The sequence below is a fragment of the Sinorhizobium americanum genome, from assembly GCF_001651855.1.
In the GTDB taxonomy this organism is placed as follows: Bacteria; Pseudomonadota; Alphaproteobacteria; order Rhizobiales; family Rhizobiaceae; genus Sinorhizobium; species Sinorhizobium americanum.
In genome coordinates this window covers 131,607-156,566 of sequence record NZ_LNQC01000077.1, presented here as the reverse complement: position 1 = coordinate 156,566, position 24,960 = coordinate 131,607, and the positions used below count along the sequence as shown (strand labels likewise).

19 protein-coding genes are annotated in these 24,960 nt (G+C 63.9%); 15 read left to right on the top strand and 4 right to left on the bottom strand.

The features are described from left to right. Positions 1 to 127 precede the first annotated feature (127 nt). The 5 genes from ATC00_RS26515 to ATC00_RS26495 all read left to right on the top strand — a co-directional run bounded on the left by ATC00_RS26515 (position 128) and on the right by ATC00_RS26495 (position 6,975). A complete protein-coding gene (locus ATC00_RS26515) occupies positions 128 to 1,984 on the top strand; it encodes an extracellular solute-binding protein (RefSeq protein WP_064255045.1) in 1,857 nt (618 codons plus the stop codon). A gap of 167 nt (positions 1,985 to 2,151) precedes the next feature. After that, a complete protein-coding gene (locus tag ATC00_RS26510) occupies positions 2,152 to 3,234 on the top strand; it encodes a microcin C ABC transporter permease YejB (RefSeq protein WP_064255044.1) in 1,083 nt (360 codons plus the stop codon). Further along, positions 3,234 to 4,367, top strand: a complete 1,134-nt coding sequence (locus tag ATC00_RS26505; RefSeq protein WP_037390618.1) for an ABC transporter permease — start codon at positions 3,234 to 3,236, stop codon at positions 4,365 to 4,367. The genes ATC00_RS26510 and ATC00_RS26505 overlap by 1 nt, the downstream gene beginning before the upstream one ends. Positions 4,368 to 4,378: 11 nt before the next feature. After that, on the top strand, positions 4,379 to 6,007 hold the full coding sequence (locus tag ATC00_RS26500) for an ABC transporter ATP-binding protein (RefSeq protein ID WP_064255116.1): 1,629 nt from the start codon (positions 4,379 to 4,381) through the stop codon (positions 6,005 to 6,007). Between the two features lie 8 nt (positions 6,008 to 6,015). Continuing rightward, positions 6,016 to 6,975, top strand: coding sequence for a 2-hydroxyacid dehydrogenase (locus ATC00_RS26495; protein WP_064255043.1), 960 nt, complete (start codon positions 6,016 to 6,018; stop codon positions 6,973 to 6,975). A 158-nt stretch (positions 6,976 to 7,133) separates the two neighbouring features. Here the strand turns inward: ATC00_RS26495 and ATC00_RS26490 are convergent, their stop codons facing one another. The 3 genes from ATC00_RS26490 to ATC00_RS26480 form a co-directional block, all read right to left on the bottom strand. Next, entirely contained in the window at positions 7,134 to 7,985 is an 852-nt protein-coding gene (locus ATC00_RS26490) for a C40 family peptidase (RefSeq protein ID WP_064255042.1), read from the bottom strand. A gap of 8 nt (positions 7,986 to 7,993) precedes the next feature. Next, complete coding sequence (locus tag ATC00_RS26485) at positions 7,994 to 8,338, bottom strand: MarR family transcriptional regulator (RefSeq protein ID WP_014766585.1); 345 nt, start codon at positions 8,336 to 8,338, stop codon at positions 7,994 to 7,996. 93 nt (positions 8,339 to 8,431) lie between these two features. Next, a complete protein-coding gene (locus ATC00_RS26480; protein WP_064255041.1) occupies positions 8,432 to 9,823 on the bottom strand; it encodes a leucyl aminopeptidase family protein in 1,392 nt (463 codons plus the stop codon). 132 nt (positions 9,824 to 9,955) lie between these two features. On the opposite strand from ATC00_RS26480, the gene ATC00_RS26475 reads away from it, so the two are divergent. Further along, the gene (locus ATC00_RS26475) at positions 9,956 to 10,780 is read left to right on the top strand and encodes a tetratricopeptide repeat protein (RefSeq protein ID WP_037390613.1); all 825 of its coding nucleotides are present in this window, start codon (positions 9,956 to 9,958) and stop codon (positions 10,778 to 10,780) included. A gap of 120 nt (positions 10,781 to 10,900) precedes the next feature. Here the strand turns inward: ATC00_RS26475 and ATC00_RS26470 are convergent, their stop codons facing one another. Continuing rightward, a complete protein-coding gene (locus tag ATC00_RS26470; RefSeq protein ID WP_064255040.1) occupies positions 10,901 to 12,529 on the bottom strand; it encodes an MFS transporter in 1,629 nt (542 codons plus the stop codon). A gap of 248 nt (positions 12,530 to 12,777) precedes the next feature. On the opposite strand from ATC00_RS26470, the gene rimP reads away from it, so the two are divergent. The 9 genes from rimP (at position 12,778) to pnp (ending at position 24,842) form a co-directional block, all read left to right on the top strand. Continuing rightward, positions 12,778 to 13,395 (top strand): ribosome maturation factor RimP, encoded by a 618-nt coding sequence (rimP, locus tag ATC00_RS26465; protein WP_064255039.1) that lies wholly within the window; start codon positions 12,778 to 12,780, stop codon positions 13,393 to 13,395. A 46-nt stretch (positions 13,396 to 13,441) separates the two neighbouring features. Next, entirely contained in the window at positions 13,442 to 15,052 is a 1,611-nt protein-coding gene (gene nusA / locus ATC00_RS26460) for a transcription termination factor NusA (protein WP_064255038.1), read from the top strand. A 6-nt stretch (positions 15,053 to 15,058) separates the two neighbouring features. After that, positions 15,059 to 15,745 carry an RNA-binding protein gene (locus ATC00_RS26455; RefSeq protein ID WP_064255037.1) on the top strand — a complete coding sequence of 229 codons (687 nt, stop codon included), beginning with the start codon at positions 15,059 to 15,061 and terminating at the stop codon, positions 15,743 to 15,745. 105 nt (positions 15,746 to 15,850) lie between these two features. Then, positions 15,851 to 18,520, top strand: a complete 2,670-nt coding sequence (gene infB / locus ATC00_RS26450) for a translation initiation factor IF-2 (RefSeq protein ID WP_064255036.1) — start codon at positions 15,851 to 15,853, stop codon at positions 18,518 to 18,520. A gap of 162 nt (positions 18,521 to 18,682) precedes the next feature. Beyond that, a complete protein-coding gene (gene rbfA / locus ATC00_RS26445; RefSeq protein WP_064255035.1) occupies positions 18,683 to 19,090 on the top strand; it encodes a 30S ribosome-binding factor RbfA in 408 nt (135 codons plus the stop codon). Positions 19,091 to 19,098: 8 nt separating this feature from the next. Next, the gene (gene truB, locus ATC00_RS26440) at positions 19,099 to 20,034 is read left to right on the top strand and encodes a tRNA pseudouridine(55) synthase TruB (protein WP_064255034.1); all 936 of its coding nucleotides are present in this window, start codon (positions 19,099 to 19,101) and stop codon (positions 20,032 to 20,034) included. Positions 20,035 to 20,130: 96 nt separating this feature from the next. After that, positions 20,131 to 21,843: a sensor histidine kinase gene (locus tag ATC00_RS26435; protein ID WP_064255033.1), complete on the top strand. Its 1,713-nt coding sequence runs from the start codon at positions 20,131 to 20,133 to the stop codon at positions 21,841 to 21,843. 222 nt (positions 21,844 to 22,065) lie between these two features. Further along, on the top strand, positions 22,066 to 22,335 hold the full coding sequence (rpsO, locus tag ATC00_RS26430; protein WP_037377744.1) for a 30S ribosomal protein S15: 270 nt from the start codon (positions 22,066 to 22,068) through the stop codon (positions 22,333 to 22,335). 344 nt (positions 22,336 to 22,679) lie between these two features. Beyond that, the gene (gene pnp / locus ATC00_RS26425) at positions 22,680 to 24,842 is read left to right on the top strand and encodes a polyribonucleotide nucleotidyltransferase (protein ID WP_037377746.1); all 2,163 of its coding nucleotides are present in this window, start codon (positions 22,680 to 22,682) and stop codon (positions 24,840 to 24,842) included. The last annotated feature ends 118 nt before the right edge of the window (positions 24,843 to 24,960 follow it).

Genomic DNA, 24,960 nt, shown 5'->3' with positions numbered 1-24,960 from the left:
CAGCCTTGCGACTCACCCGGATGTGACTGAAAAAATTCGCCTGATTTGGGGCAAGTCCTGTCAATTGCCCAGATTTGGCCTATTCTGGTTTTGAAGAACTATCGAAAATACGAGGAGAATCGGCGGGATGCTGGATTGTGGCGGTACGGGACGAACGACACTGGCAGCCGTATTACTAGCTTTGTCCCTGCTGCTTACGCCATCGGCAGAAGCCCAACAACAACAGGTTTGGCACCACGGACTGTCGCTTATTGGCGAACTCAAATACCCTCCCAGCTTCAAACATTTCGACTATGCGAACCCCGACGCTCCGAAGGGCGGCGACATCAGGCTCTCGCAGACCGGTACCTTCGACAGTTTCAACCCGCTCCTGGCCACCAAGGGAGAGCCGGCAGTCGGGCTGGCGCTCGTCTTCGACACGCTCCTGAAACCGTCGGACGACGAAATCTCCACCGCCTACGGACTTCTCGCCGAAGGGGTTTCCTTCCCGGAGGATATCTCGTCGGCCACCTTCCGGCTGCGGTCCGAAGCGAAATGGGCGGACGGAAAAGCCGTCACACCCGAGGATGTCGTCTTCAGCTTCGAAAAGGCAAAGGAATTGAACCCCCTTTACCAAAGCTATTACCGGCATGTGGTGAAGGTGGAGAAAACCGGCGACCGCGACGTCACCTTCCACTTTGACGAGAAGAACAATCGCGAACTGCCGAACATACTCGGGCAGATTCTGGTCGTTCCGAAACATTGGTGGGAGGGCAAGGGGCCGGACGGCAAGCCGCGGGACATCAGCCGCACGACACTCGAGCCGGTCATCGGTTCCGGACCCTATCGCATCGCTTCCTTCTCCGCTGGCGGCACGATCCGCTACGAACGGCGTGACCACTATTGGGGCGCTTCGCTCAACGTCAATATCGGCCAGAACAATTTCAACTCGATCACCTACTCATTCTTCGGCGATCGGGAGGTCGAATTTGAAGCCTTCCGCTCCGGCAACACGGATTACTGGACCGAGAACCAGGCGATGCGCTGGGCAACCGGCTTCGACTTCCCTGCGGTGAAAGACGGCCGCGTAAAGCGCGAAGAAATCCCCAACCCCTTCCGGGCAACGGGCGTGATGCAGGCGATGGTGCCGAATATGCGCCGCAAGCCGTTCGACGACGAGCGCGTGCGCCAGGCGCTGAACTATGCGCTCGATTTTGAGGAACTGAACCGGACCATTTTCTTCAATCAATATCAACGCGTGAACAGCTTCTTCTTCGGCACCGAGCTTGCCTCCTCCGGCCTGCCGGAGGGCGAGGAACTGAAGATCCTCAACGAGGTCAAGGATCTGGTGCCGCCGGAAGTATTCACGACACCGTATACCAATCCGGTCGGCGGCACGCCGGAAAAGGCACGCGACAATTTGCGCAAGGCAATCGCTCTCCTCAAGGAAGCGGGTTTCGAGCTCAAAGGCAACCGCATGGTCAACAAGCTGACCGGCAAGCCATTCGTCTTCGAGATTCTCGTGAACAGCCCGGCACTCGAGCGGGTGGCGCTGCCCTATACCCAGAACCTTAAGCGAATCGGCATCGAGGCGAGCATCCGCCTGGTCGATGATTCGCAATATACCAATCGGGAGCGTGCCTTCGACTACGACATGACCTGGGAAGTCTGGGGCCAGAGCCTGAGCCCCGGAAACGAGCAGGCGGATTATTGGGGATCCAAGGCGGCCTCGCGCGAAGGGTCAAGGAACTATGCCGGTATCTCCGATCCCGGCGTCGACGCCTTGATCCAGCGCGTTATCTTCGCCAAGGATCGCGACACCCTCGTAGCCGCCACCAAGGCGCTCGACCGCGTCCTTCTCGCCCACAATTACGTCGTCCCGCTCTACTACAAGCTCAAGGCGAACATCGCCTATTGGGACAAGTTCGGCCGGCCAGCAGAACTGCCGAAATACGCGATCGGCTTTCCCGACGTGTGGTGGTTCAAGGGCGCTGCCAGCCAATGAAGACTTGCGCTTGAGGCCGCTCTCGATTCCAAATGCAGGAAGCGAATCAGTTAAAAATACCGGACGACCGGCGGCATCGGACGCCCAAGGAGTATAGGATTGAGACGAAATAGACGGCAAACCAGCGCCCCGTCGATAGGCGGCGCCACAATGCCGAGGTTCGCCTGATGGGTGCGTATATCCTGCGCCGGCTGCTGCTGATGATCCCGACGATCATCGGCATCATGGCGATCTCCTTTGCCGTCGTGCAGTTCGCGCCGGGCGGTCCGGTGGAGCAGGTGATTTCGGACCTGACGAACGCAGCCGGCTCCGATCGGCTTTCCGGCAGCGGCGGCGATCTCCTGCAGGGGGGCGGCGACGAGGGCGGGCGCTATCGCGGCGCGCAGGGTCTCGATCCGGAATTCATCGCCAAGCTCGAGAAGCAGTTCGGCTTCGACAAGCCGCCGCTCCAGCGCTTTCTCGACATGATGTGGAACTATGCCCGCTTCGATTTCGGAGAGAGCTTTTTCCGCAATACCTCGGTCGTCGACCTCATCATCGAGAAGATGCCGGTTTCGATTTCGCTCGGCGTCTGGATCCTGATCTTCTCCTACGCCATCTCCATCCCGCTCGGCATTCGGAAGGCGGTTTCCGACGGCTCGACCTTCGACGTCTGGACCTCCGGTATAATCGTCATCGGCTATGCGGTGCCGAGCTTCCTCTTCGCCATCCTGCTGATCGTGATCTTCGCCGGCGGCTCCTTCCTCGACTGGTTCCCCTTGCGCGGCCTCGTCTCGGACAATTTCCACGAGCTTCCCTGGTACCAGAAGATTCTCGATTACTTCTGGCACATGACGCTGCCGCTGATCACGTTGCTGCTTTCGGCCTTCGCGACGACGACGCTGCTGACGAAGAATTCCTTCATCGACGAGATCAAGAAGCAATATGTGACGACCGCGCGCGCCAAGGGGCTGAGCGAACGCAAGGTGCTCTACCGCCACGTTTTCCGCAATGCGATGCTGATCATCATCGCCGGCTTTCCCGGCGCCTTCATCTCCGCCTTCTTCACCGGCTCGCTGTTGATCGAATACATCTTCTCCCTCGATGGGCTCGGCCGCCTCGGCTACGACGCCGTCGTCAAGCGCGACTATCCGATCGTCTTCGCCACCCTCTACATCTTCTCGCTGATGGGTCTCATCGTCAGCCTCATCTCCGACCTGATCTACACCTGGGTCGACCCACGCATCGACTTCGAGCGGAGGGACGTCTGATGAGCACCGTCGCGACCTATTCACAAGCGCCGGAAAAGGGCTGGCTGACGCCGATCGGCCGGCGCCGCTGGCAGAATTTCAAGGCAAACCGGCGCGGCTACTGGTCGTTCTGGATTTTTCTTGTGCTTTTCGGCCTCAGCCTCTGCGCCGAGTTCATCGCCAATGACAAGCCGATCGTTGCTTCCTACAAGGGCGAGATCCTGTTTCCGGTGCTGGTGGATTACCCGGAAGAGAAATTCGGCGGCTTCCTGGCCGAGACCGACTTCCGCTCCGATTTCATCCGCGACGAGATCGAGGCGAATGGCTGGATGATCTGGCCGCCGATCCGCTATTCCTATCAGACCGTCAACTCCAATATTCCGCATTCGGCGCCGACTGCGCCCTTCTGGCTGATGAGCGAGGAGGAGCGCTGCTCCGCCTATCCGCAAGGCGCGGCCGATCGCGACTGCATACTCGGCAATTTGAACTGGCTGGGTACGGACGATCAGGCGCGCGACGTCATGGCGCGCATGATCTACGGTTTCCGCATCTCGGTGCTGTTCGGCCTGGCGCTCACCATCGCCTCGGCGGTGATCGGCGTTTCGGCCGGGGCAGTGCAGGGCTATTTCGGCGGCTGGACCGACCTTTTATTGCAGCGCTTCATCGAAATCTGGTCGTCGATGCCGGTGCTCTACATCCTGCTGATCATCGCCGCCATCCTGCCGCCGGGCTTCTTCATCCTGCTCGGCATCATGCTGCTCTTTTCCTGGGTCGGCTTTGTCGGCGTGGTGCGGGCCGAATTCCTGCGCGCCCGCAATTTCGAATACGTCAATGCGGCCCGCGCGCTCGGCGTCGGCAACGGCACGATCATGTACCGGCACCTCTTGCCGAACGCGATGGTGGCGACGCTGACCTTCCTGCCCTTCATCCTGTCCGGCTCGATCACAACGCTCACCTCGCTCGACTTCCTGGGTTTCGGCATGCCGCCCGGCTCGCCCTCGCTCGGCGAGATGATCGCCCAGGGGAAATCGAACCTGCAGGCACCCTGGCTCGGGCTTACCGCCTTCTGCGCCATGTCGGTCATGCTGTCGCTCTTGATCTTCGTCGGCGAGGCGACGCGCGACGCCTTCGACCCGAGGAAGACATTCCGGTGAGCGCCACGACGATGACAGACACACTTCTTTCCGTGCGCGATCTCTCCATCGCCTTCCACCAGGGCGGCGACACCTCCATCGCCGTCGACCACATCTCCTTCGACATCAAGCGCGGCGAGACCGTTGCTCTGGTCGGCGAGTCTGGCTCGGGCAAGTCGGTCTCGGCGAACTCGATCCTGAAGCTCCTGCCCTATCCGGCCGCGAGCCACCCGAGCGGCGAAATCCTCTTCAATGGCAAGGATCTCCTGAAGGCCAGCGATGCCGAGCTGCGCCACGTGCGCGGCAACGACATCACCATGATCTTCCAGGAGCCGATGACGTCGCTCAATCCACTGCACACGATCGAGCAGCAGATCGGCGAAATCCTCGAGCTCCATCAGGATCTGAAAGGGCCCGCCGCCCGGGCACGAACGCTGGAACTCCTTAGTCAGGTCGGCATCCGCGAGGCGGAGAAGCGGCTCGGCGCCTATCCGCACCAGCTTTCCGGCGGCCAGCGCCAGCGCGTGATGATCGCCATGGCGCTTGCCAACCGGCCGGAGCTGCTGATCGCCGACGAGCCGACGACGGCGCTCGACGTCACCGTGCAGGCGCAGATCCTCGAACTCCTGAAGGCGCTCAAGGACCAGCACGGCATGTCCATGCTGTTCATCACCCATGACCTCGGCATCGTCCGCAAGATCGCCGACCGGGTTTGCGTGATGACCAAGGGCAAGATCGTCGAGACCGGCCCGACCGCCGAGATTTTTGCCAACCCCCAGCATGCCTATACGCGGCACCTGCTCGCCTCCGAGCCGAAGGGCGAGCCGCCGCCTTCCGACCCAGCGAAGCCGGTCGTCGTCGAAGGCAAGGACGTGAAAGTCTGGTTCCCGATCAAGGCCGGCTTCCTGCGCCGCGTCGTCGATCACGTGAAGGCGGTGGACGGCATCGACCTGACGCTGCGTGCCGGCCAGACGCTCGGCGTCGTCGGCGAATCCGGTTCGGGCAAGACGACGCTCGGCCTGGCGCTGACGCGGCTGATCTCGTCGAAGGGACGGATCGCCTTCGTCGGCCAGAACATCGACGCCTACAGTTTCCGCGAGATGCGGCCGCTGAGGAACCGCATGCAGGTGGTCTTCCAGGATCCCTACGGCTCACTTAGCCCGCGCATGTCGGTCGCCGACATCATCGGCGAGGGGCTGAAGATCCATGAGAGGGCGCTCTCCGACGACGAGCGCGACCGGCGCGTTGCCGCAGCGCTGCAGGAGGTCGGGCTCGACCCGGCCACCCGCTGGCGCTACCCGCACGAATTCTCCGGCGGCCAGCGGCAGCGCATTGCCATTGCCCGCGCGATGGTACTCAAACCGCAATTCGTCATGCTCGACGAGCCGACCTCGGCCCTCGACATGAGCGTCCAGGCGCAGGTCGTCGACCTCCTGCGCGACCTGCAGCGCAAGCACAATCTCGCCTATCTGTTCATCAGCCACGACCTGAAGGTGGTGCGGGCGCTTGCCAACGAGGTGATCGTCATGCGGCTCGGCAAGGTGGTCGAACAGGGCCCGGCCGAGCGGATTTTCGAGGCGCCTGCCGAGGACTACACCAAGGCGCTGATGGCCGCCGCCTTCAATCTCGAGGCCGTCAACCTTTCCGCCATCCGTCAGTAGAGCCCGAAATGTCCGCCAAGAGCCCCGTCATCGTCGACCTGAAATTCATTCCGGAGGAAGTGGACGCCGCCCTTAAGGGCGCCTTTCCCGGGCGCGAGGTGATCAACCTTGCGGATCCGTCCCATCGCGGGCGAGATCTCTCGGGGATCAATTATGCGGTGGTGTGGAAGTCGGCGCCCGATCTCTTCTCGCGCGCACCGGACCTGAAGGTCGTCTTTTCCGGCGGCGCCGGTGTCGATCACGTGCTGACGCTGCCGGGCCTGCCCGACGTGCCGCTGGTGCGCTTCGTCGACCGGACGCTGACGACGCGGATGAGCGAATGGGTGGTGATGCAATGCCTCCTGCATCTGCGCCAGCATCGCGCCTACGAAGCGCTGGCCGAGAAGCACGAATGGCGGGACCTCAGCCAGCCGGAGGCCGCCGACATCACCGTCGGCATCATGGGCATGGGCGTGCTCGGGCAGGACGCCGCCCGCAAGCTCGCGGTGATGGGCTTCAAGGTCATCGGCTGGTCGCGCAGCAAGCGGGTGGTCGAAGGCATCGATACCTACGACGCCGCCGGCCTCGATGCCTTTCTCGGCCGGACGGATTTTCTGGTCGGTCTGCTGCCGCTGACGCCGGATACGAAGGGCATTTTCAATGCAGCCCTCTTCAAGAAACTCAGCCGCACGGGCCTCTTCGGCGCGCCGGTCTTCATTAATGCCGGCCGCGGCGGCAGCCAGGTGGAAGCCGACATCCTCGAATGCCTCGATGCGGGCGTGTTGGGCGGAGCCTCGCTCGACGTCTTCGAGAAAGAGCCGTTGTCGTCGGAAAGCCGCTTCTGGGATATGCCGAACGTCTATGTGACGCCGCATGTCGCCGCCTCGTCCGATGTCAAGGCGCTCTTTACCCATGTGGAAGAGCAGATCAGCCGCTTCGAAAGCGGCCTGCCTCTGGAGCACGTGGTGGATAAGCTAGCCGGCTATTGAGCCGCGGATGTCGCTGCGAATGCCCCCTCATCCCGCTGCCGCGACGTTCTCCCCGCAAGCGCAGGAGAAGGGACGATGCCGCACCACCAAAGTCCCCTCTTTCCGCATGAGGGCTAGGGTGAGGGGCAACTCTACGTGAACAGGGCACATCCCGCCCCCTAAGGCCGGCGATACCCCGTAGGCTCGCCGTAGAGCCAGCCGATACGGCGGATCGCATCGTCGAGCCCTTCGCGCGCCACCGTCATCGTATGGCCGTTGGCATGCACTAGGGTCTCCTCGTCCTCCATAATGGCGACATGGCCCTGCCAGAAGACGAGATCGCCGCGGGCGAGCTCGTCGCGGCCGATCGGCTGGCCGAGAGCCGCCTGCATATCGGTGTCGCGCGGCGCGTCTCGCCCGGTCATCTGCATCGCCAATTGCACGAGGCCGGAACAATCGATGCCGAAGCCGGAGCGGCCGCCCCAGAGATAGGGGGTTTCCATGAATCGCGTGGCGATCGCGACATAGTCGTCGCCGATCGGCGCATCGGCCGGGGCGCAATGGTTGGCGACCACCGCCAGGCCGCCATCGAGCAGGAAGTAGTGGGTGCCGCGCGTCTCCGCCTCGCCGACGACGTTGATCCGGCTTCCCATGGACAGCGCAAAGGCCTGCGGAAAGCGCAGGTCCGCGCCGCGATAGGCAAATGTTCGCGGCACCGCGACGATATGGGTTGCTGCCGCGCCAACCTGTCCCACCATATCCTCCGGCACATAGCCGACATAGCCGTCGAGGTCCGACTTGACCCAGGCCCATCCGTCGGCGACGTCGAGGACTCGCACCGTTTCGCCGTAGAGCGCTTCCGTATCGGTGCCGCAGGCAAGATCCGGCCTCGCCCTCAGCGGCACCACGGGCACGGACACGAAAGCCGGCGTGCCTTCAACGAAGCGCTCCGCTTCGACGAGACCGCGCAGGCGCTCCTCCGCGACATCCTCGCGATAGGCATTGAGACGGCGATCGAGCACTTCGGGCATGGCTGAACTCACAATTTGCGGCCCTGATTGATGATCAGATCGCCGAATTTTTCAAGATAGAGCGCACCCTCGACGGTCCGCTTGATGACCACATTACGCCTGTCGCGCTCGTCGCGCACCCGATCGACGAGGCCGAGCGCCCCCATCGTATCGAGAGCGCGGGTGATCACCGGCTTCGTCACCCCGAGCTTGGCGGCAAGCCCGCGCACCGTGTGCGGCGGCGGCACAAGGTAGATTTCGAGCAGGATCGCCATCTGGCGCAGCGTCAGGTCGCGGCTGTCGACCCGTACTTGCTCGAGCGACACGGCATGCCAGAGCCCCAGCGCTTGGGAGGGCGTTAGTTCGACCGGCAAGGCAAACTCCTGCGTAAGTCACGTCGAGGCACCATAGCCAGCCGATCGTTACGCAAGCGTTTCTTTGTTGCCGGGCAGGCGACAACACGAAGGCTACCCCGCCAACCGGCCGATGTGATGGTAGAGCGCCCGGATCGCCTGTGCCTCGCCGCCGACGGGGGAATGCGGCCGTTCGGACTGCGCCCAGCCGTAAATATCGAAATGCGCCCAACTCTTCGCATTGGTGACGAAGCGCTTGAGGAACAGCGCCGCGGTGATCGAGCCGGCCATGCCGCCAGACGGAGCGTTGGTGAGGTCGGCGATGCGGGCAGAGACGTCCTTGTCGTAGCCCATATAGAGCGGCATCCGCCAGAGCGGGTCGTCCACCGTCAGGCTCGCGTCGAAAAGGTCGCGGGCGAGATCCTCGTCGTCGGTAAAGAAGGGCGGTAGGTCGGGGCCGAGCGCCACGCGCGCCGCCCCGGTCAGCGTCGCCATGTCGACCATGAGGTCAGTCTGTTCCTCGTCGGCATAGGCAAGCGCGTCGGCAAGGATCAAGCGGCCCTCGGCATCGGTGTTGTCGATCTGCACCGTCAGGCCCTTGCGGCTCCGGTAGATGTCGCCGGGGCGGAAGGCGTTGGAGGAAATGGAGTTCTCGACGGCCGGCACGATGACGCGCAGGTCGACCTTCAGCTTCGCGTCCATGATCATCAGCGCGAGACCCATGACGTTTGCGGCGCCGCCCATGTCTTTCTTCATCAAATGCATCGACACGGCGGTCTTGATGTCGAGACCGCCGGTGTCGAAGCACACACCCTTGCCGACGAGCGTGACCTTCCTGTGCCCCTTCTTGCCCCAGCGCATCTCGAGGAGCCGCGGCGCCTCTGCACTCGCCCGGCCCACCGTATGCACCAGCGGGAAGTTCTGGGTCAGCAGGGCCTCCCCGGAGATCACCGAGATATCCGCCTTGTAGTGGGCGGCCAGAGCCCGAAAGGCGGCTTCGAGCGCCTCCGGCCCCATGTCGTTGGTCGGCGTGTTGATCAGATCGCGCGCCAGGAAGACACCGGCAAGCTGCCGCTTGATGTCGGCCGCGTCCGCGTCGGCCGGGATCATCAGCGTCGGCGCCTCGCGCCTGGGAGACTTGTAGCGCTCGAAGCGGTAGGAGCCGAGGCCGTAGCCGAGCGCCAGGCGATTGGCGGTCAGCGGCGCCGTTTCGATGTGCCACTTGCCGGCGGGCAGGCTGCGCGCAAGCTTGCCGGTGAGGAAAGGTGCCTCCGACGGCTTCGAGCCGAGCCCGAACAGTGCGCCGCCGAGATGACCATCGGCCGAAGGGACGAGGAGGACGGCACCCGACTCCGCCTTGAACCCGGCCTTCCTCGCCCAATCGAGGGCGATCGGGTCGATACTCCCCGTTTCGATGTGCGCCGGCGTCACCGCAAAGATGGGCAAGGTCTTGCCGGTACTGGTGTTGAAGGGCGACGGCCGCTCGATGAACTGGAAGGGAGCCATGAATGTCCTCGACTGACAGATAGGGATGGCGCAATTAACGCTCTGTTAGGGTTAACAGATTATTGCTGGAGTGAAAGTTGCGCCGTTGATGTTCGGAGTTCCGGTGCCAATCGCATGCTGGGGCACCACTCGATGACGACGAAAAATATCTTCTTCTCCTTCACGCATCGCCTGTCGGTCGGAGCCGCGGTCGCGCTGATGGCGCTGGCGCTCGGCGGTTGCGCCGGACAAGAGGGCAGGAAGGAGCTGACGACCGGCTCGATCCCGAAGCTCTCGAAACCGGTGCAATCGATGAACGCGACCGAGCTTGCGGCGGCCGCGGAAAATATCGGCCAGGCCTATGAACGCGATCCCAAAAACCGCGAGGCTGGCCTGAACTACGCCAATCTCCTGCGAATGACCGGCCGCAACGAACAGGCTCTCGCCGTGATGCAGCAGGTGGCGATCAACCATCCGACGGACCGAGAGGTCCTCGGCGCCTATGGCAAGGCCCAGGCCGCGGCGGGACAGCTCGAACAGGCGCTTCAAACGATCGGCCGGGCCCAAACGCCCGACCGCCCTGACTGGAAGCTGAAATCGGCGGAAGGCGCCGTCCTAGACCAGCTCGGACGCGCCTCCGAAGCCCGCACGCGCTATCGCGAGGCGCTGGATCTTCAGCCCAACGAGCCCACCATCCTGTCCAATCTCGGCATGTCCTATCTTCTCACCAAGGACCTCAAAACCGCCGAGACCTACCTCCGCTCCGCCGCAGACCAGCCCGGCGCCGGCAGCAGCGTCCGCCAGAACCTCGCCCTTGCCGTCGGTCTGCAGGGCCGCTTCCAGGAGGCCGAAACCGTTGCCCGGCAGGAACTGACGCCCGAGCAGGCGGAGGCCAATGTCGCCTACCTGCGGTCCATGCTGTCGCAAAAGGGCGCCTGGACCGAGCTCGCCAAGGCGGACGACGGGAATACGAACTAGCGGCCGACGAGGGCGAGGCTCAAGCCTCACGTCGTTGCCTCGGCAGTCGGGGCGAAGCGGCGGGGTGGCGACGTCTCGCCTCCCGTCTTCGTCGAGGCGAAGGGTGGGCCGCGGGCTCCCTCAATGCATCTCGGCCGGCTGCTTATAGCGCTCATAATGCCCGGGAACGATCGTTTGGCGCTCGATCAGCCGGTGGACACGAGGTGGCTGGTCGCCGCGGTGCAGGGCCGTCAGCTTGTCCCCGACGGCCGCGTCTGCCTGCGTGCGGCGCTGGTTGTGGCGGACATATTCGACCCAGGTCGGCACATGATAAGTCTCTGTCCAGATGATCGGGTTCTCGAGGTCGCGCATCAGCGCCCAATGGCCGGCCCCGTCGCGGATACGGATGCGCCGCCGCTCGGCCATGGTCGTCAGGAATTCGGGGATGTCCGGCTCCTCGATCTCATAGTCGATCATCACCACGATCGGACCGCTGCGGGGTTTCAGGTCGAGAGCGAGCAGCGGTTCGTTGAAGCGATTGAGCGGGTCGAGGTTCAGCGAGGTGAATTCCGGCAGCGCAAAGCGCAGCCCGATGGCGATGCCGGCCAGCATCAGAAGACAGGAGCCGATCAGCGCATTCGCAGCGCCGTATGCCTCGGCGGCGACACCCCACAGCCAGCTGCCCCCGGCAATGCCGCCGAAGGTCGTCGTCTGGTAGAGCGACAGCGCCCTGCCGACCACCCAGCGCGGCGTCGAGAGCTGCACCGTGGTGTTGAACAGCGACAGCGCCAGTACCCAGCAGGCGCCCGAGACGGTGAGAGCGAGCGACGTCAGCCATGCCTGCGCGCTGAGCGCAGTGACGATCGCGCTTGCGGCAAATCCTACGAAGGCAAGCCGCACGATCGCTTCGCTCGAAAGGCGCTCCCTGAGACGGGCGCTGAGCAGCGCGCCGCCGATCGCCCCGAGGCCGAAGGCGCCAAGCATGATGCCGTAGGTGAGCGGTCCGCCTTTGACGAGGTCGCGGGCCACCAGCGGCAGCAGCGCCAGGATCGCGCTTGCCGAAAGGCCGAAGGCGAAGCCGCGCAGCAGCACCTTGCCGATATTGGGCGACATCGCCACATAGCGCAGCCCGGCCGAAACCGCCCGGCCGAGCCGCTCGCGCGGCAGCGCACTCTGGGGAACGCTCGGCCGCCAGCGCGAAATCGCGAACAGGATGGCGAAATAGCTGAGCGCGTTGACCGCGAAGGCCGCGGCCGCTCCGGCGGCGGCGACGATGGCGCCGCCGATCGCCGGGCCGACGCTGCGGGTGATGTTGAAGCCCATGCTGTTCAGCGCGACGGCCGCCGGCAGGTCGTCGCGCGGCACCATGTCGCCGACCGACGCCTGCCAGGACGGGTTGTTGAGTGCCGTGCCGCAGCCGATCAGGAAGGTGAAGAGCAAGAGCAGCCACGGGGTGATCAGCCCGTAATAGGCAAAGACGGTCAAGAGCGCCGAAACGGCAAGCATGAAGGCCTGCGCGACCAGCATGATGCGCCGCCGGTCGAAATTGTCGGCGAGCGCACCGGAGACCAGCGAGAAGAGCATGATCGGCAGCGAGGTCGAGGCCTGCACCAGCGCCACCATGTTCACGGATTGGGAGATGGACGTCATCAGCCAGGCGGCACCCACCGCCTGAATGAGGCCGCCGAAATTGGAAGCGAGGCTGGCGATCCAGATGATCCGGAACGTATCATGCCGGAAGGGGGCCAGCGGCGATATGCGGTTCGTCACCTCGTGTCTCTCTCATTTGCCGATGATGCGGGGTGTGGTTCGTTTATAAACCTCGAAATGCGGCACGCCAGCCGCTTAAACTTGCCATTGGACGGGCTTTGCCTCCTCTGCCGGCCGGGACTGCCGCAAGCCTTGCAATTTCCGGCGATGCAGCGTATATGAGCGTCAAATTCTTGATCGGTAGATGAAGAGTGGGCCCGTCAGGACCCGCTCTTTTTTATTAGCCGGTCCGACGAGGAGATGATCGTTTGTCCGAACAGACAACGGCTGAAACTGCAAATGAACCGCGGCTGGTCACCGAGACCGGCCTCGACCGGCGCATTGCCGATATCATCGAGCCCGTGCTGGTGCAGATGGGCTTCCGTCTCGTGCGCGTGCGGATGTCCGGCCAGAACGGCCTGACGCTGCAGATTATGACCGAGCGCAACGACGGTACCATGACCGTCGAGGATTGCGAGGAGGTCTCCAAGGCCGTTTCGCCGGTCCTCGATGTGGAAGATCCGATAGACAAGGCGTATCATCTCGAAGTGTCGTCGCCGGGCATCGATCGCCCGATGGTGCGCAAGTCCGATTTCGTCCGCTGGCAGGGCCATCTGATGAAGTGCGAGACTTCGATCATGGTCGACGGGCGCAAGCGTTTCCGAGGCAAGATCGTGTCGGTTGACGAGGAGGGGTTCCGCCTCGAGCGCGACCAGCCCGCCTATGGCGAGGAGGCCGTCGTCGCCATCCCGTTCTCCGCCATTTCGGAAGCACGGCTGATCCTGACCGACGACCTGATCCGCGACGCGCTGGCGGCCGACAAGAAGGCGAAGGCGGCGCGCGCCGCCAATGAGAATTTCGAAGACGAAGATTCAGACATCGAATGAGGCAGGGCGCGCTTGTGAGGCCCCTGTAACCAGACGGAGACAAGACATGGCAGTCAGTGCTAACCGGCTCGAGCTTCTGCAGATCGCGGACGCTGTGGCACGCGAAAAGGTGATCGACCGCGAGATCGTTCTGGCCGCGATGGCAGATGCGATCCAGAAGGCGGCCCGTTCGCGCTATGGTTCGGAAACGAACATCCGGGCGGACATCAATTCGAAGACCGGTGAAATCCGTCTCCAGCGCCTTCTCGAAGTTGTCGAGAAAGCCGAGGACTACTCGACACAGATCCCGCTGGAGCTCGCCCGCGACCGCAACCCGGACGCCAAGCTCGGCGACTTCATCGCCGATCCGCTGCCGCCGATGGATTTCGGCCGTATCGCCGCGCAATCCGCCAAGCAGGTGATCGTGCAGAAGGTGCGCGAGGCTGAGCGCGACCGGCAGTATGAGGAATTCAAGGATCGCGTCGGCGAGATTGTCAACGGCACCGTCAAGCGCGTCGAGTATGGCAACGTCATCGTCGATCTCGGCCGTGGCGAGGGCATCATTCGCCGCGACGAGATGATCCCGCGCGAGAACATGCGCTACGGCGACCGCGTCCGCGCCTTCGTCTACGACGTCCGCCGCGAGCAGCGCGGCCCGCAGATTTTCCTGTCGCGCACGCATCCGCAGTTCATGGTCAAGCTCTTCACCATGGAAGTGCCGGAAATCTACGACGGCATTATCCAGATCAAGTCCGTCGCCCGTGATCCGGGCTCGCGCGCCAAGATCGCCGTCGTCTCCAACGATTCCTCGATCGACCCGGTCGGCGCCTGCGTCGGTATGCGCGGTTCGCGCGTCCAGGCGGTCGTCGGCGAACTCCAGGGCGAGAAGATCGATATCATCCCGTGGTCGCCGGATCCGGCCTCCTTCATCGTCAACGCCCTGCAGCCGGCCGAAGTGACCAAGGTCGTTCTCGACGAGGACGCCGAGCGCATCGAAGTCGTCGTGCCGGATGAGCAGCTGTCGCTGGCGATCGGCCGCCGCGGCCAGAACGTTCGCCTCGCCTCGCAGCTGACCGGCTGGGACATCGACATTCTCACCGAGCAGGAGGAGAGCGAGCGCCGCCAGAAGGAATTCAACGAGCGCACCCAACTCTTCATGGAAGCGCTGGACGTCGACGAAATGGTCGGCCAGGTGCTTGCCTCCGAGGGCTTCGCCCAGGTCGAGGAGCTTGCCTATGTCGAGCTCGACGAGATTTCCTCGATCGATGGTTTCGACGACGAAACCGCGACGGAAATCCAGACGCGCGCCCGCGAATACCTGGACAAGATCGAGGCGGAGATGGACGCCCGGCGCAAGGAGCTCGGCGTCTCGGACGACCTGCGCCAGATCGAAGGCCTGACCAGCCAGATGCTGGTCGCGCTCGGCGAGGAAGGCATCAAGACGATCGAGGACTTCGCCGGCTGCGCCGCCGACGACCTCGTTGGCTGGACCGAGCGCAGGGACGGCGAGACCAAGCGCTTCGAGGGCACCTTCTCGAAGCTCGAGGTCAGCCGCGAAGAGGCCGAGGCAATGATCGTGCAGGCGCGCCTGGCGGCTGGCTGGATCACCGAGGAAGACCTCGCGAGTGATCAGGACGAGCCGATCGAAGTTGCCGAGGGTTCGGAACAGGACGCCTGATCCAGGATGACAGCCGTCACCGAAATCCTGCCCTCGGACAAGGGCCCCAAGGACCGGAGCGGCAGCAGCCGTACCTGCATCGTCACGCGCGAGAGCGGATCGCCGGATGAGCTGATCCGCTTCGTGGCCGGACCGGACGGCCGCGTCGTACCCGACCTGAAGCGGCAGCTTCCGGGACGCGGCTGCTGGGTGAGGGCGGAGCGGCGCCTCGTCGAGAAGGCGGTGGCGAAGAAGCTTTTCGCCCGCGCTTTGCGTGCCGAGGTGAAGGCCGAGACGGCGCTCGTCGACGAGGTCGACAGGCTGCTCGCCGAGCAGCTTGCCGGAATGATGAACATGGCGCGCAAGGCCGGCCAGTTCGTCTCCGGCGCCACGAAGACGGAGCAGGCGGTGCGCGGGCTCGCGGCGCTTGGCGTTTTCCACGCGATCGACGCGGCCGCCGACGGCGTTCGCAAGATCGATCAGGCCCGCAAGGCGATGAGCTTCGTCGCCGACGATGAAACGGAAATACCTGCGTTCCGCCCGTTTGCGACGGCGGAAATGGAGGGGCTTTTGGGAAGTAATGCTTTTATCCATGCCGCAGCGCTTGCAGGGCAGGCGGGTGAGGGTGTAGTGAAGCGCGCAATCATGCTCGAAAAGTACCGAGGATCCGTCCCGGTCCGGGCCGAAGGCGGCGCTGATAAGCCACAGCAATGACACGCGTCACCGGCGGAGGCCGGCATCGCGAGCGCTGCTTGAGACAAATTGGAAGACGGGGTCAGGTGTTACGCATCCGGCCCTGATCGCTAGGAACGGAACGGAATGACCGACAACAAAGACGACAAGACACTCAGCGTAGCGGGCAAGAAGACGCTGACCCTGAAGCCCGCCGGGGTGACGCAGGGGACTGTGCGCCAGGACATGGGCCGCGGTCGCACGAAGGCGGTCGTGGTCGAAACCAAGAAGAAGTTCGGCTTGGCGCGGCACAAGGACGAGCGCCCGATCACGCCGGTGAGTGCGACACCCGTTGCGCGACCGGCCGAACCGCGCCCGGTTCAGCCGCACCCGGCCGGCCGCCCGGCCCCGCAGCCGCAGCCCCATCAGCCGCGCGCTGAGCAGAACCGTCCTCGCGTCGGCGTCGTGCTGAACGACCTCTCGGCCGGCGAGATGGAAGCCCGCCGTCGCGCGCTGGCCGAAGCCCAGGTCCGCGATGCCGAGGAGGCCAAGCGCCGCGCAGAAGAGGAAGTGCGTCGTCGCGCAGAAGAAGAAGCGCGTCTGGCTCGCGAAAAGGAAGAGGCTGCCCGCCGCGCCGCCGAGGAGGCTGCTCGCCCGGCCGCCGTCGCCGAAAAGACCGATGAGGTCGCCGAGGAGGAGCGCCCGGCGGTCGCCGAGCGCCGCGCCGAGGCGCGTCCTCAGCCCGTCCGCCCGGCGCCTGCCGCGCCTCAGGCGCCCGGTGCCCCCGGCGCCGCTCTTCGCGGTCGCCGGCCAGGCAATGACGACGAGGATGAACGCCCGCGCAGCGGCGCCGGACCGGCCCGCGGCAAGGTCGTCCGTCCCGAGCCGGCAAAGCCCGCTCCGCGCGCCAAGGGCGACGAGGGCCGTCGCCAGGGCAAGCTGACGCTGACCGCTGCCGTCGACGAGGACGGCGGCCAGCGCGGCCGTTCGCTTTCGGCGATGCGCCGCCGCCAGGAAAAGTTCCGGCGAAGCCAGATGCAGGAAACTCGCGAGAAGATTTCGCGCGAGGTCGTTCTGCCGGAGACCATCACGATTCAGGAACTGTCGCAGCGCATGTCGGAGCGCGCCGTCGACGTCATCAAGTTCCTGATGAAGGAAGGCCAGATGATGAAGCCTGGCGACCTGATCGATGCGGATCTCGCCGAACTCATCGCCGGCGAATTCGGCCACACGGTCAAGCGGGTTTCCGAGTCGGACGTCGAGGAAGGCATCTTCAACGTTGCCGACCTGGATGAGACGATGATCTCCCGCCCGCCGATCGTGACGATCATGGGCCACGTCGACCACGGCAAGACGTCGCTGCTCGATGCGATCCGGCACGCCAATGTGGTTGCCGGCGAAGCGGGTGGCATCACCCAGCACATCGGCGCCTACCAGGTCGAACAGAACGGCCAGAAGATCACCTTCATCGACACCCCCGGCCACGCCGCCTTCACGGCGATGCGTGCCCGCGGCGCCCAGGCGACGGACATTGCCGTTCTTGTCGTCGCGGCCGATGACAGCGTGATGCCGCAGACGATCGAATCGATCAACCACGCCAAGGCGGCGGGTGTGCCGATCATCGTGGCGATCAACAAGATCGACAAGCCGACGGCGAACCCGCAAAAGGTTCGCACCGAGCTGCTGCAGCACGAGGTCTTCGTCGAATCGATGGGTGGTGAGGTGCTCGACGTCGAGGTTTCGGCGAAGAACCAGACCAATCTCGACAAGCTGCTCGAGGCGATCCTGTTGCAGGCGGAAATCCTTGACCTCAAGGCCAATCCGAACCGGACGGCCGAGGGCACTGTGGTCGAAGCCGAGCTCGACCGCGGCCGCGGTGCGGTGGCCACCGTCCTCGTCCAGAAGGGCACGCTGACGCCCGGCCAGATCATCGTCGCGGGCGACCAGTGGGGCCGTGTGCGTGCCCTCGTCAACGACAAGGGCGAACACGTCAAGGAAGCAGGCCCGTCCATGCCGGTCGAGGTCCTCGGCCTTTCCGGCACGCCGGCGGCCGGCGACAAGTTTGCCGTCGTCGAGAACGAAAGCCGTGCGCGCGAGATCTCCGAATATCGCCAGCGGCTTGCCCGCGAGAAGATGGTTGCCCGCCAGTCCGGCTCGCGCGGTTCGCTCGAGCAGATGATGAGCCAGCTCCAGGCCTCCGGCCTGAAGGAGTTCCCGCTGGTCATCAAGGGCGACGTGCAGGGCTCGATCGAAGCGATCGCCGGTGCTCTCGACAAGCTTGGAACGGATGAAGTGCGGGCGCGCATCGTTCACTCGGGCGCCGGCGGCATTACCGAGTCGGATATCTCGCTCGCCGAGGCGTCCAATGCCGCGATCATCGGCTTCAACGTCCGTGCCAACAAGCAGGCGCGCGACGCGGCCGAACGGTCCGGTATCGAGATCCGCTACTACAACATCATCTACGATCTGGTGGATGACGTGAAGGCGGCGATGTCCGGCCTGCTGTCGCCCGAACGGCGCGAGACCTTCCTCGGCAATGCCGAGATCCTCGAGGTGTTCAACATCACCAAGGTCGGCAAGGTTGCGGGTTGCCGCGTCACCGAGGGCAAGGTCGAGCGTGGCGTCGGCGTGCGTCTCGTGCGCGACAACGTCGTCATCCACGAAGGCAAGCTCAAGACGCTCAAGCGCTTCAAGGACGAGGTTTCCGAGGTCCAGTCCGGCCAGGAATGCGGCATGGCCTTCGAGAACTACGAAGACATTCGCGCCGGCGACACGATCGAGTGCTTCCGCGTCGAGCACATCACGCGGACGCTCTAAGTCGATCCGGCAGGAAAATATGCGGGCGCCGGATCATCTCCGGCGCTCCTGTTTTTTGCGGACGAGACGAGACGCCACCATAGCCGTTTCGCCTCTATTGAAGCGATCGCGTCTCGATTCCGGTCGATGTGGCCGCAATCGCCGTGATCCAGGATAAGCACGATGACCAGATCCACATCCTCCGCTCCGTCCCAGCGCATGCTGCGCGTCGGCGAACAGGTGCGCGCCGCGATCACCCAAGTCCTGCAGCGCGGCGAAGTGCGCGACCCGCTGATCGAGAAGACGGTGATTTCGATTTCCGAAGTGCGCATGTCGCCCGATCTGAAGATCGCCACCGCCTATGTGACGCCGCTCGGTGTTGCCGATCACGCGGCGGTCATCGAGGCGTTGAACAAGCATGCGAAATTCATCCGCGGCCGCCTCGGGCCGCAGCTTCGGCAGATGAAATACATGCCGGACGTCCGCTTCAGGGACGACACCAGCTTCGACAACTATCAGAAGATCGATCAGCTGCTGCGCTCGCCGGAAGTCAGCCGCGACCTCGATCCCGACAGCGACGACGAAGAATAGAAAGATCCATGTCCAAGCCGCGCAAACCCAAGGGCCGTCCGATTTCGGGCTGGCTCATCCTCGACAAGCCGCTCGATTTCGGCTCCACGGAGGCGGTCTCCAAGATCAAGTGGCTGTTCAAGGCGCAGAAGGCCGGCCATGCCGGCACGCTCGATCCGCTGGCCTCCGGCATGCTGCCGATCGCCCTCGGCGACGCCACGAAGACCGTTCCTTACGTCATGGACGGCCGCAAGATCTACGAGTTCACCGTCGCCTGGGGCGAGGAGCGCTCGACCGACGACCTGGAAGGGGATGCCGTTCGCTCGTCTTCCGAGCGCCCGAGCGAAGAGGCGATCCGTGCCCTGCTGCCGAAATATACCGGCGTAATCAGCCAGGTGCCGCCGCAGTTTTCGGCGATCAAGATCGACGGCGAGCGTGCCTACGATCTCGCACGGGACGGCGAAACCGTGGAAATTCCCGCGCGCGAGGTGGAGGTCTTCCGTCTCTCGCTGATCGGCTCGACGCCGCATCTCGCCCATTTCGAGATCGAATGCGGCAAGGGCACCTATGTCCGTTCGCTTGCCCGTGACATGGGCCGCGATCTCGGCTGCTTCGGTCACATCGCCTCTTTGCGCCGCACCTTCGTCGCCCCTTTCGGCGAGGAGGACATGGTCGCGCTCGCCGATCTCGTGGCGCTGGAAAAGATCGAGGACGACGCGGAACGACTTGCCGCGCTCGACGATTATCTGATCGATACCGGCGAGGCGCTGTCCGAACTGCCGCATGTGGCGGTGAGCGACGATCAGGCGCACCGCTTGAGAATGGGCAACCCGATCATCCTGCGTGGCCGGGACGCCCCGTTGCCGGCCCCGGAGGCCTACGCAACCGCACGCGGCAAGCTCGTTGCAATCGGTGAAGTGGCCGAAGGTGAATTTCGACCGAAACGTGTGTTCGCCAGCCATTGACCGGCAGCCATTGCGCGGCCAACAATCGCTACGCTTTTGCGTGCGGCGTGTAGGCGCGCAAACGGGGTTGAGAAGCCGGGGCGAAAGGCGGTTCGGATGCTCAAGGCGCCAGAGAAAAGCGAGGGAGAGGTCTCGTCCGGCGGTCTGCAGGCCGTAGCGGCCTTTGTCCGTACTTACCTTCGCAGGCCCTTCAGCTTCTACCTGCTCTCGCTGCTGCTGATCGCGATCGTCCCTTCCTTCATCTTTTCCTTCGTGATCGTGAAGCGCAGCGTCGATGCACAGGAGCAGGTCGTCACCTCGCTGCTCAGGGCCTCGACCGGCTCCGTGACCCGGATAGTCGAACGCGAGGTCGAGGGCATGATGACCACGCTCCGGGTCCTGTCGACCTCCGGGGCGGTCGATCTTCGCGACTTGCGCGGGTTTTACCACCGCGCTTCAAGTGCTTTGGCGGGCACCCATTCCAATCTGATTGTCGTTGACAGCGACCACAATTTGCGGATGAGCACCGGAGTTCCCTTCGGAACGCTGTTGGGACGGGGATCCGATCCGGACCTCGACCTTGCCCTCAAGAGCAGCGGACCGCTCGTCTCGGGCGCCTTCTTCGCCAGCACCGCCAAGGATTGGGCCTTCAACGTGTATCTGCCGATAAACGGGCCGGACGGCGAACGGTATCTGTTGGGCCTGACCCAGGATGCCGCTCGGATGGTCAAGGCGGTCAATCGGGACACGCTTTCACCGGGTTGGAATGCCGCGCTCGTCGACGGCAAGGGCAAGGTGATTGCCTCCTCGGATCCCGCGGCCCGCCCCGGTGAAGCGTTCTTTCTGAACAAGCTCCCTCAGATCAGCATCGGCGTCAGCGACATTAACGAGCATGGCGTGGATTACCGCGTCGTTTCGGAATTTTCGGTTATCACCGGCTGGCGCATCGTCGCCTGGGCGCCGCGTGAGGTCGTCGATGCGCCGATTCTGTGGTCGTTTCTCTGGCTGTCGCTCGGCGGCATCATTTTTGCTAGCATCGCAGTTGCCGGATCGCTGACCATCGCGCGGCTGTTGACGCAAGGGGTCAAGCTTTTGGCGCTCGACGCGCGGCGCCTCGGCGCCGGCGAGGTGATTGAGCCGCGCCGCTACGTCATTACCGAAGTCGAGGCGGTTTCGACGGCGCTTGCCCGCGCGGCGGCGGCCCGAACAAGGGCCGAGGCGGAAATCCGCCTCCTCATGCGGGAGGTCGCGCATCGCTCGAAGAACCAGCTGACCGTCATCCAGTCGATGCTCGCCCAATCCGCCGCGTCGAGCGAGGACACGACGGAATTCGTCGACGCGTTCCGCAAGCGGCTCGCGGGTCTCGCCCGCTCGACCGATCTGATGATCGCCAATGCGGCGATGGGCGTCGATTTCCGCGAGCTTGCCGAGGACCAGCTTCAGCCTTTTGCCCCCGACGATCCGGACCGCATCGTGCTTGCCGGTCCAAGCTTGCGATTGGACACGCAGCTGGCGCAGACGCTCGGCATGGTGCTTCACGAACTCGCCACCAATGCGATCAAGCATGGCGCGCTTGCCAATATGACGGGGGTCGTCAACCTCGAGTGGTCGATATCGCCGGGAGCGATCACCATCCGCTGGCGCGAGAGTGGCGCGGACCTCGTCGAGCAGGCCCGGGCGCCCCGCAAGGGCTTCGGGTCAGTGGTCATCGAACGCATGCTCGGCATGGCCTTGCGCGCCGAACTTGACAGAACGATGCATGCCGACGGTATCGAATGGCACATCCGCATCCCGCGCGACGGCGGAGCCAAGGGCGGGGCGGACAATTGATGCGGCGCCTGCCGATGTCGACGCTTGCGGCAGCTTGAGCATAGGAAAATTGCGGCGCAGCCGCCCGATCCGTGGCCGGCTCGATCGCCCTTTCCTTTTGTGTCCGTTTCGGTTATAGGCACGCCAGCGAAAAGGCCTCGCCTCTTCGTGTGAACGGCCGTGGCTGGACGACATCCCGGCTGCCGGCGACCCTCAAATCCTCGAAAACGAAAGGAACATCCGATGTCGATCACTGCAGAGCGCAAGGCTCAGCTCATCAAGGAATTCGCGACCGTTGAAGGCGATACCGGTTCTCCGGAAGTCCAGGTTGCGCTCCTGACGGAACGGATCAACAACCTGACCGAACACTTCAAGGACCACAAGAAGGACAACCATTCCCGCCGTGGTCTTCTCGCGATGGTCTCCAGCCGTCGCTCGCTCCTCGACTATCTGAAGAAGAAAGACGAAGCGCGCTACAGCAAGCTGATCGGTGCCCTCGGCATCCGTCGCTAATCGACTGTCCGGCGGGTCGCTTGGCGATCCGCCGGTTTTTTTGGGCGCTGAAGCGCCCACCAATCGTCCCTCCACCTGCGTCGAAGACGCAATGGGGGAATGTCCAGCGGACCGGATGGGCCGGTATCGCGGATTAACCGATGGCCCGTCATGGGGCAGGATTGCAGGATGCTTCGGCGCCTGCTCGCCGAAGCGCTTCCATGCAGGCAGCGCGGCAAAGTGGCGAGCGGCCGGCTCTGATTGAAGCCTCCCGTTGTCTTGCCCGTGATGCGCCACACCAAGCGGCACCGGATCGTCTGCGCTGCAACAGCCGCGGACGGTCTCCCGCACACGAAGGACAGAACATGTTCGAGACCCACAAGGTAGAAATCGAATGGGCTGGGCGTCCGCTCAAGCTCGAAACCGGCAAGATCGCCCGCCAGGCCGACGGCGCCGTTCTCGCCACCTACGGCGAAACCGTCGTGCTCGCCACGGTGGTCTCCGCCAAGGCACCGAAACCCGGCCAGGATTTCTTCCCGCTGACCGTCAACTACCAGGAAAAGACCTATGCCGCCGGCAAGATCCCCGGCGGCTATTTCAAGCGTGAAGGCCGCCCGAGCGAAAACGAGACGCTCGTTTCGCGCCTGATTGACCGGCCGATCCGCCCGCTCTTCCCGGAAGGCTACAAGAACGACACCCAGGTGATCGTCACGGTCATGCAGCATGACCTTGAAAACAACCCGGACGTCGTCTCGATGGTCGCCGCTTCCGCGGCGCTGACGCTTTCCGGCATTCCGTTCATGGGTCCGATCGGCGGCGCCCGCGTCGGCTACATCAACGGCGAATACGTCTTGAACCCGCATCTCGACGAAATGGACGAGTCCTCGCTGGATCTGGTCGTCGCCGGCACCCAGGAAGCCGTGCTGATGGTCGAGTCGGAAGCCAAGGAACTGCCGGAAGACATCATGCTCGGCGCCGTCGTTTTCGGGCAGAAGGGCTTCCAGCCGGTGATCGACGCGATCATCAAGCTTGCCGAAGTCGCCGCCAAGGAGCCGCGCGAGTTCGAAGCGGAAGATCATTCCGCTCTCGAAAACGCCATGCTGGCGATCGCCGAGGACGAGCTGCGCAACGCCTACAAGATCACCGAGAAGGCCGCCCGCTACGCCGCAGTCGACGCCGTCAAGGCCAGGGTGAAGGAGCACTTCCTGCCGGAAGGCATCGAGAACCCGGCTCACACGGCAGAGGAAATCGCCTCGGTCTTCAAGCACTTGCAGGCCAAGATCGTCCGCTGGAACATCCTCGACACCCAGAGCCGCATCGATGGCCGCGACCTCGTGACGGTTCGCCCGATCGTCGCCGAAGTCGGCCTCCTGCCGCGCACCCACGGTTCGGCGATCTTTACCCGCGGTGAAACGCAGGCGATCGTCGTTGCCACCCTCGGCACCGGCGAAGACGAGCAGTATGTCGATTCCTTGACCGGCATGTACAAGGAAAACTTCATGCTGCACTACAACTTCCCGCCCTTCTCGGTCGGTGAGACGGGCCGCATGGGTTCTCCAGGCCGCCGCGAAATCGGCCACGGCAAGCTCGCCTGGCGCGCCATCCATCCGATGCTGCCGACGGCGGAACAGTTCCCCTACACGCTGCGCGTGGTCTCCGAGATCACCGAGTCGAACGGCTCCTCCTCGATGGCAACCGTCTGCGGTACCTCGCTGGCGCTGATGGATGCGGGCGTGCCGCTTGCCAAGCCGGTCGCCGGCATCGCCATGGGCCTGATCAAGGAAGACGACCGCTTCGCCGTTCTCTCCGACATCCTCGGTGACGAAGATCATCTCGGCGACATGGACTTCAAGGTGGCCGGCACGGAAGCCGGCATCACGTCGCTGCAGATGGACATCAAGATCGAGGGCATCACCGAAGAGATCATGGGTGTTGCGCTCAACCAGGCGAAGGGCGGCCGCATGCACATTCTCGGCGAAATGGCCAAGGCCATTTCCGAGAGCCGCGGCCAGCTCGGCGAATTCGCGCCGCGCATCGAGGTGATGAACATCCCGGTCGACAAGATCCGCGAAGTCATCGGTTCCGGCGGTAAGGTCATCCGTGAAATCGTCGAGAAGACCGGCGCCAAGATCAACATCGAGGACGACGGCACCGTCAAGATCGCTTCGTCGTCCGGCAAGGAGATCGAGGCTGCGCGCAAGTGGATCCACTCGATCGTCGCCGAGCCGGAAGTCGGCCAGATCTATGAGGGCACGGTCGTCAAGACCGCCGATTTCGGCGCCTTCGTCAACTTCTTCGGCGCCCGTGACGGCCTCGTCCACATCTCGCAGCTCGCCTCCGAGCGCGTCGCCAAGACGACCGACGTCGTCAAGGAAGGCGACAAAGTCTGGGTAAAGCTGATGGGCTTCGACGAGCGCGGCAAGGTCCGCCTCTCCATGAAGGTCGTCGACCAAGCGACCGGCAAGGAGATCGTCGCCGAAAAGGGCGACAAGTCCGACAAGAAGGACGGCGGCGAAGCGGCCGAATAAGCCGGCTTCAGTTCAATCCAACTCGGGGCGCGGAGCAGATCGCTTCGCGCCCTTTCTCGTAAGCGCGGGACAAGACTCTCCCTGTGAGGCGGCCCGCACTCGACCGACAGATTTGCTA

Coding starts and splice junctions, on each gene's coding strand:
- ATC00_RS26515 (WP_064255045.1), top strand. CDS start 128: ATGCTGGATTGTGGCGGTACGGGACGAACGACACTGGCAGCCGTATTA.
- ATC00_RS26510 (WP_064255044.1), top strand. CDS start 2,152: ATGGGTGCGTATATCCTGCGCCGGCTGCTGCTGATGATCCCGACGATC.
- ATC00_RS26505 (WP_037390618.1), top strand. CDS start 3,234: ATGAGCACCGTCGCGACCTATTCACAAGCGCCGGAAAAGGGCTGGCTG.
- ATC00_RS26500 (WP_064255116.1), top strand. CDS start 4,379: ATGACAGACACACTTCTTTCCGTGCGCGATCTCTCCATCGCCTTCCAC.
- ATC00_RS26495 (WP_064255043.1), top strand. CDS start 6,016: ATGTCCGCCAAGAGCCCCGTCATCGTCGACCTGAAATTCATTCCGGAG.
- ATC00_RS26490 (WP_064255042.1), bottom strand. CDS start 7,985: ATGCCCGAAGTGCTCGATCGCCGTCTCAATGCCTATCGCGAGGATGTC.
- ATC00_RS26480 (WP_064255041.1), bottom strand. CDS start 9,823: ATGGCTCCCTTCCAGTTCATCGAGCGGCCGTCGCCCTTCAACACCAGT.
- ATC00_RS26475 (WP_037390613.1), top strand. CDS start 9,956: ATGACGACGAAAAATATCTTCTTCTCCTTCACGCATCGCCTGTCGGTC.
- nusA (WP_064255038.1), top strand. CDS start 13,442: ATGGCAGTCAGTGCTAACCGGCTCGAGCTTCTGCAGATCGCGGACGCT.
- ATC00_RS26455 (WP_064255037.1), top strand. CDS start 15,059: ATGACAGCCGTCACCGAAATCCTGCCCTCGGACAAGGGCCCCAAGGAC.
- infB (WP_064255036.1), top strand. CDS start 15,851: ATGACCGACAACAAAGACGACAAGACACTCAGCGTAGCGGGCAAGAAG.
- rbfA (WP_064255035.1), top strand. CDS start 18,683: ATGACCAGATCCACATCCTCCGCTCCGTCCCAGCGCATGCTGCGCGTC.
- truB (WP_064255034.1), top strand. CDS start 19,099: ATGTCCAAGCCGCGCAAACCCAAGGGCCGTCCGATTTCGGGCTGGCTC.
- ATC00_RS26435 (WP_064255033.1), top strand. CDS start 20,131: ATGCTCAAGGCGCCAGAGAAAAGCGAGGGAGAGGTCTCGTCCGGCGGT.
- rpsO (WP_037377744.1), top strand. CDS start 22,066: ATGTCGATCACTGCAGAGCGCAAGGCTCAGCTCATCAAGGAATTCGCG.
- pnp (WP_037377746.1), top strand. CDS start 22,680: ATGTTCGAGACCCACAAGGTAGAAATCGAATGGGCTGGGCGTCCGCTC.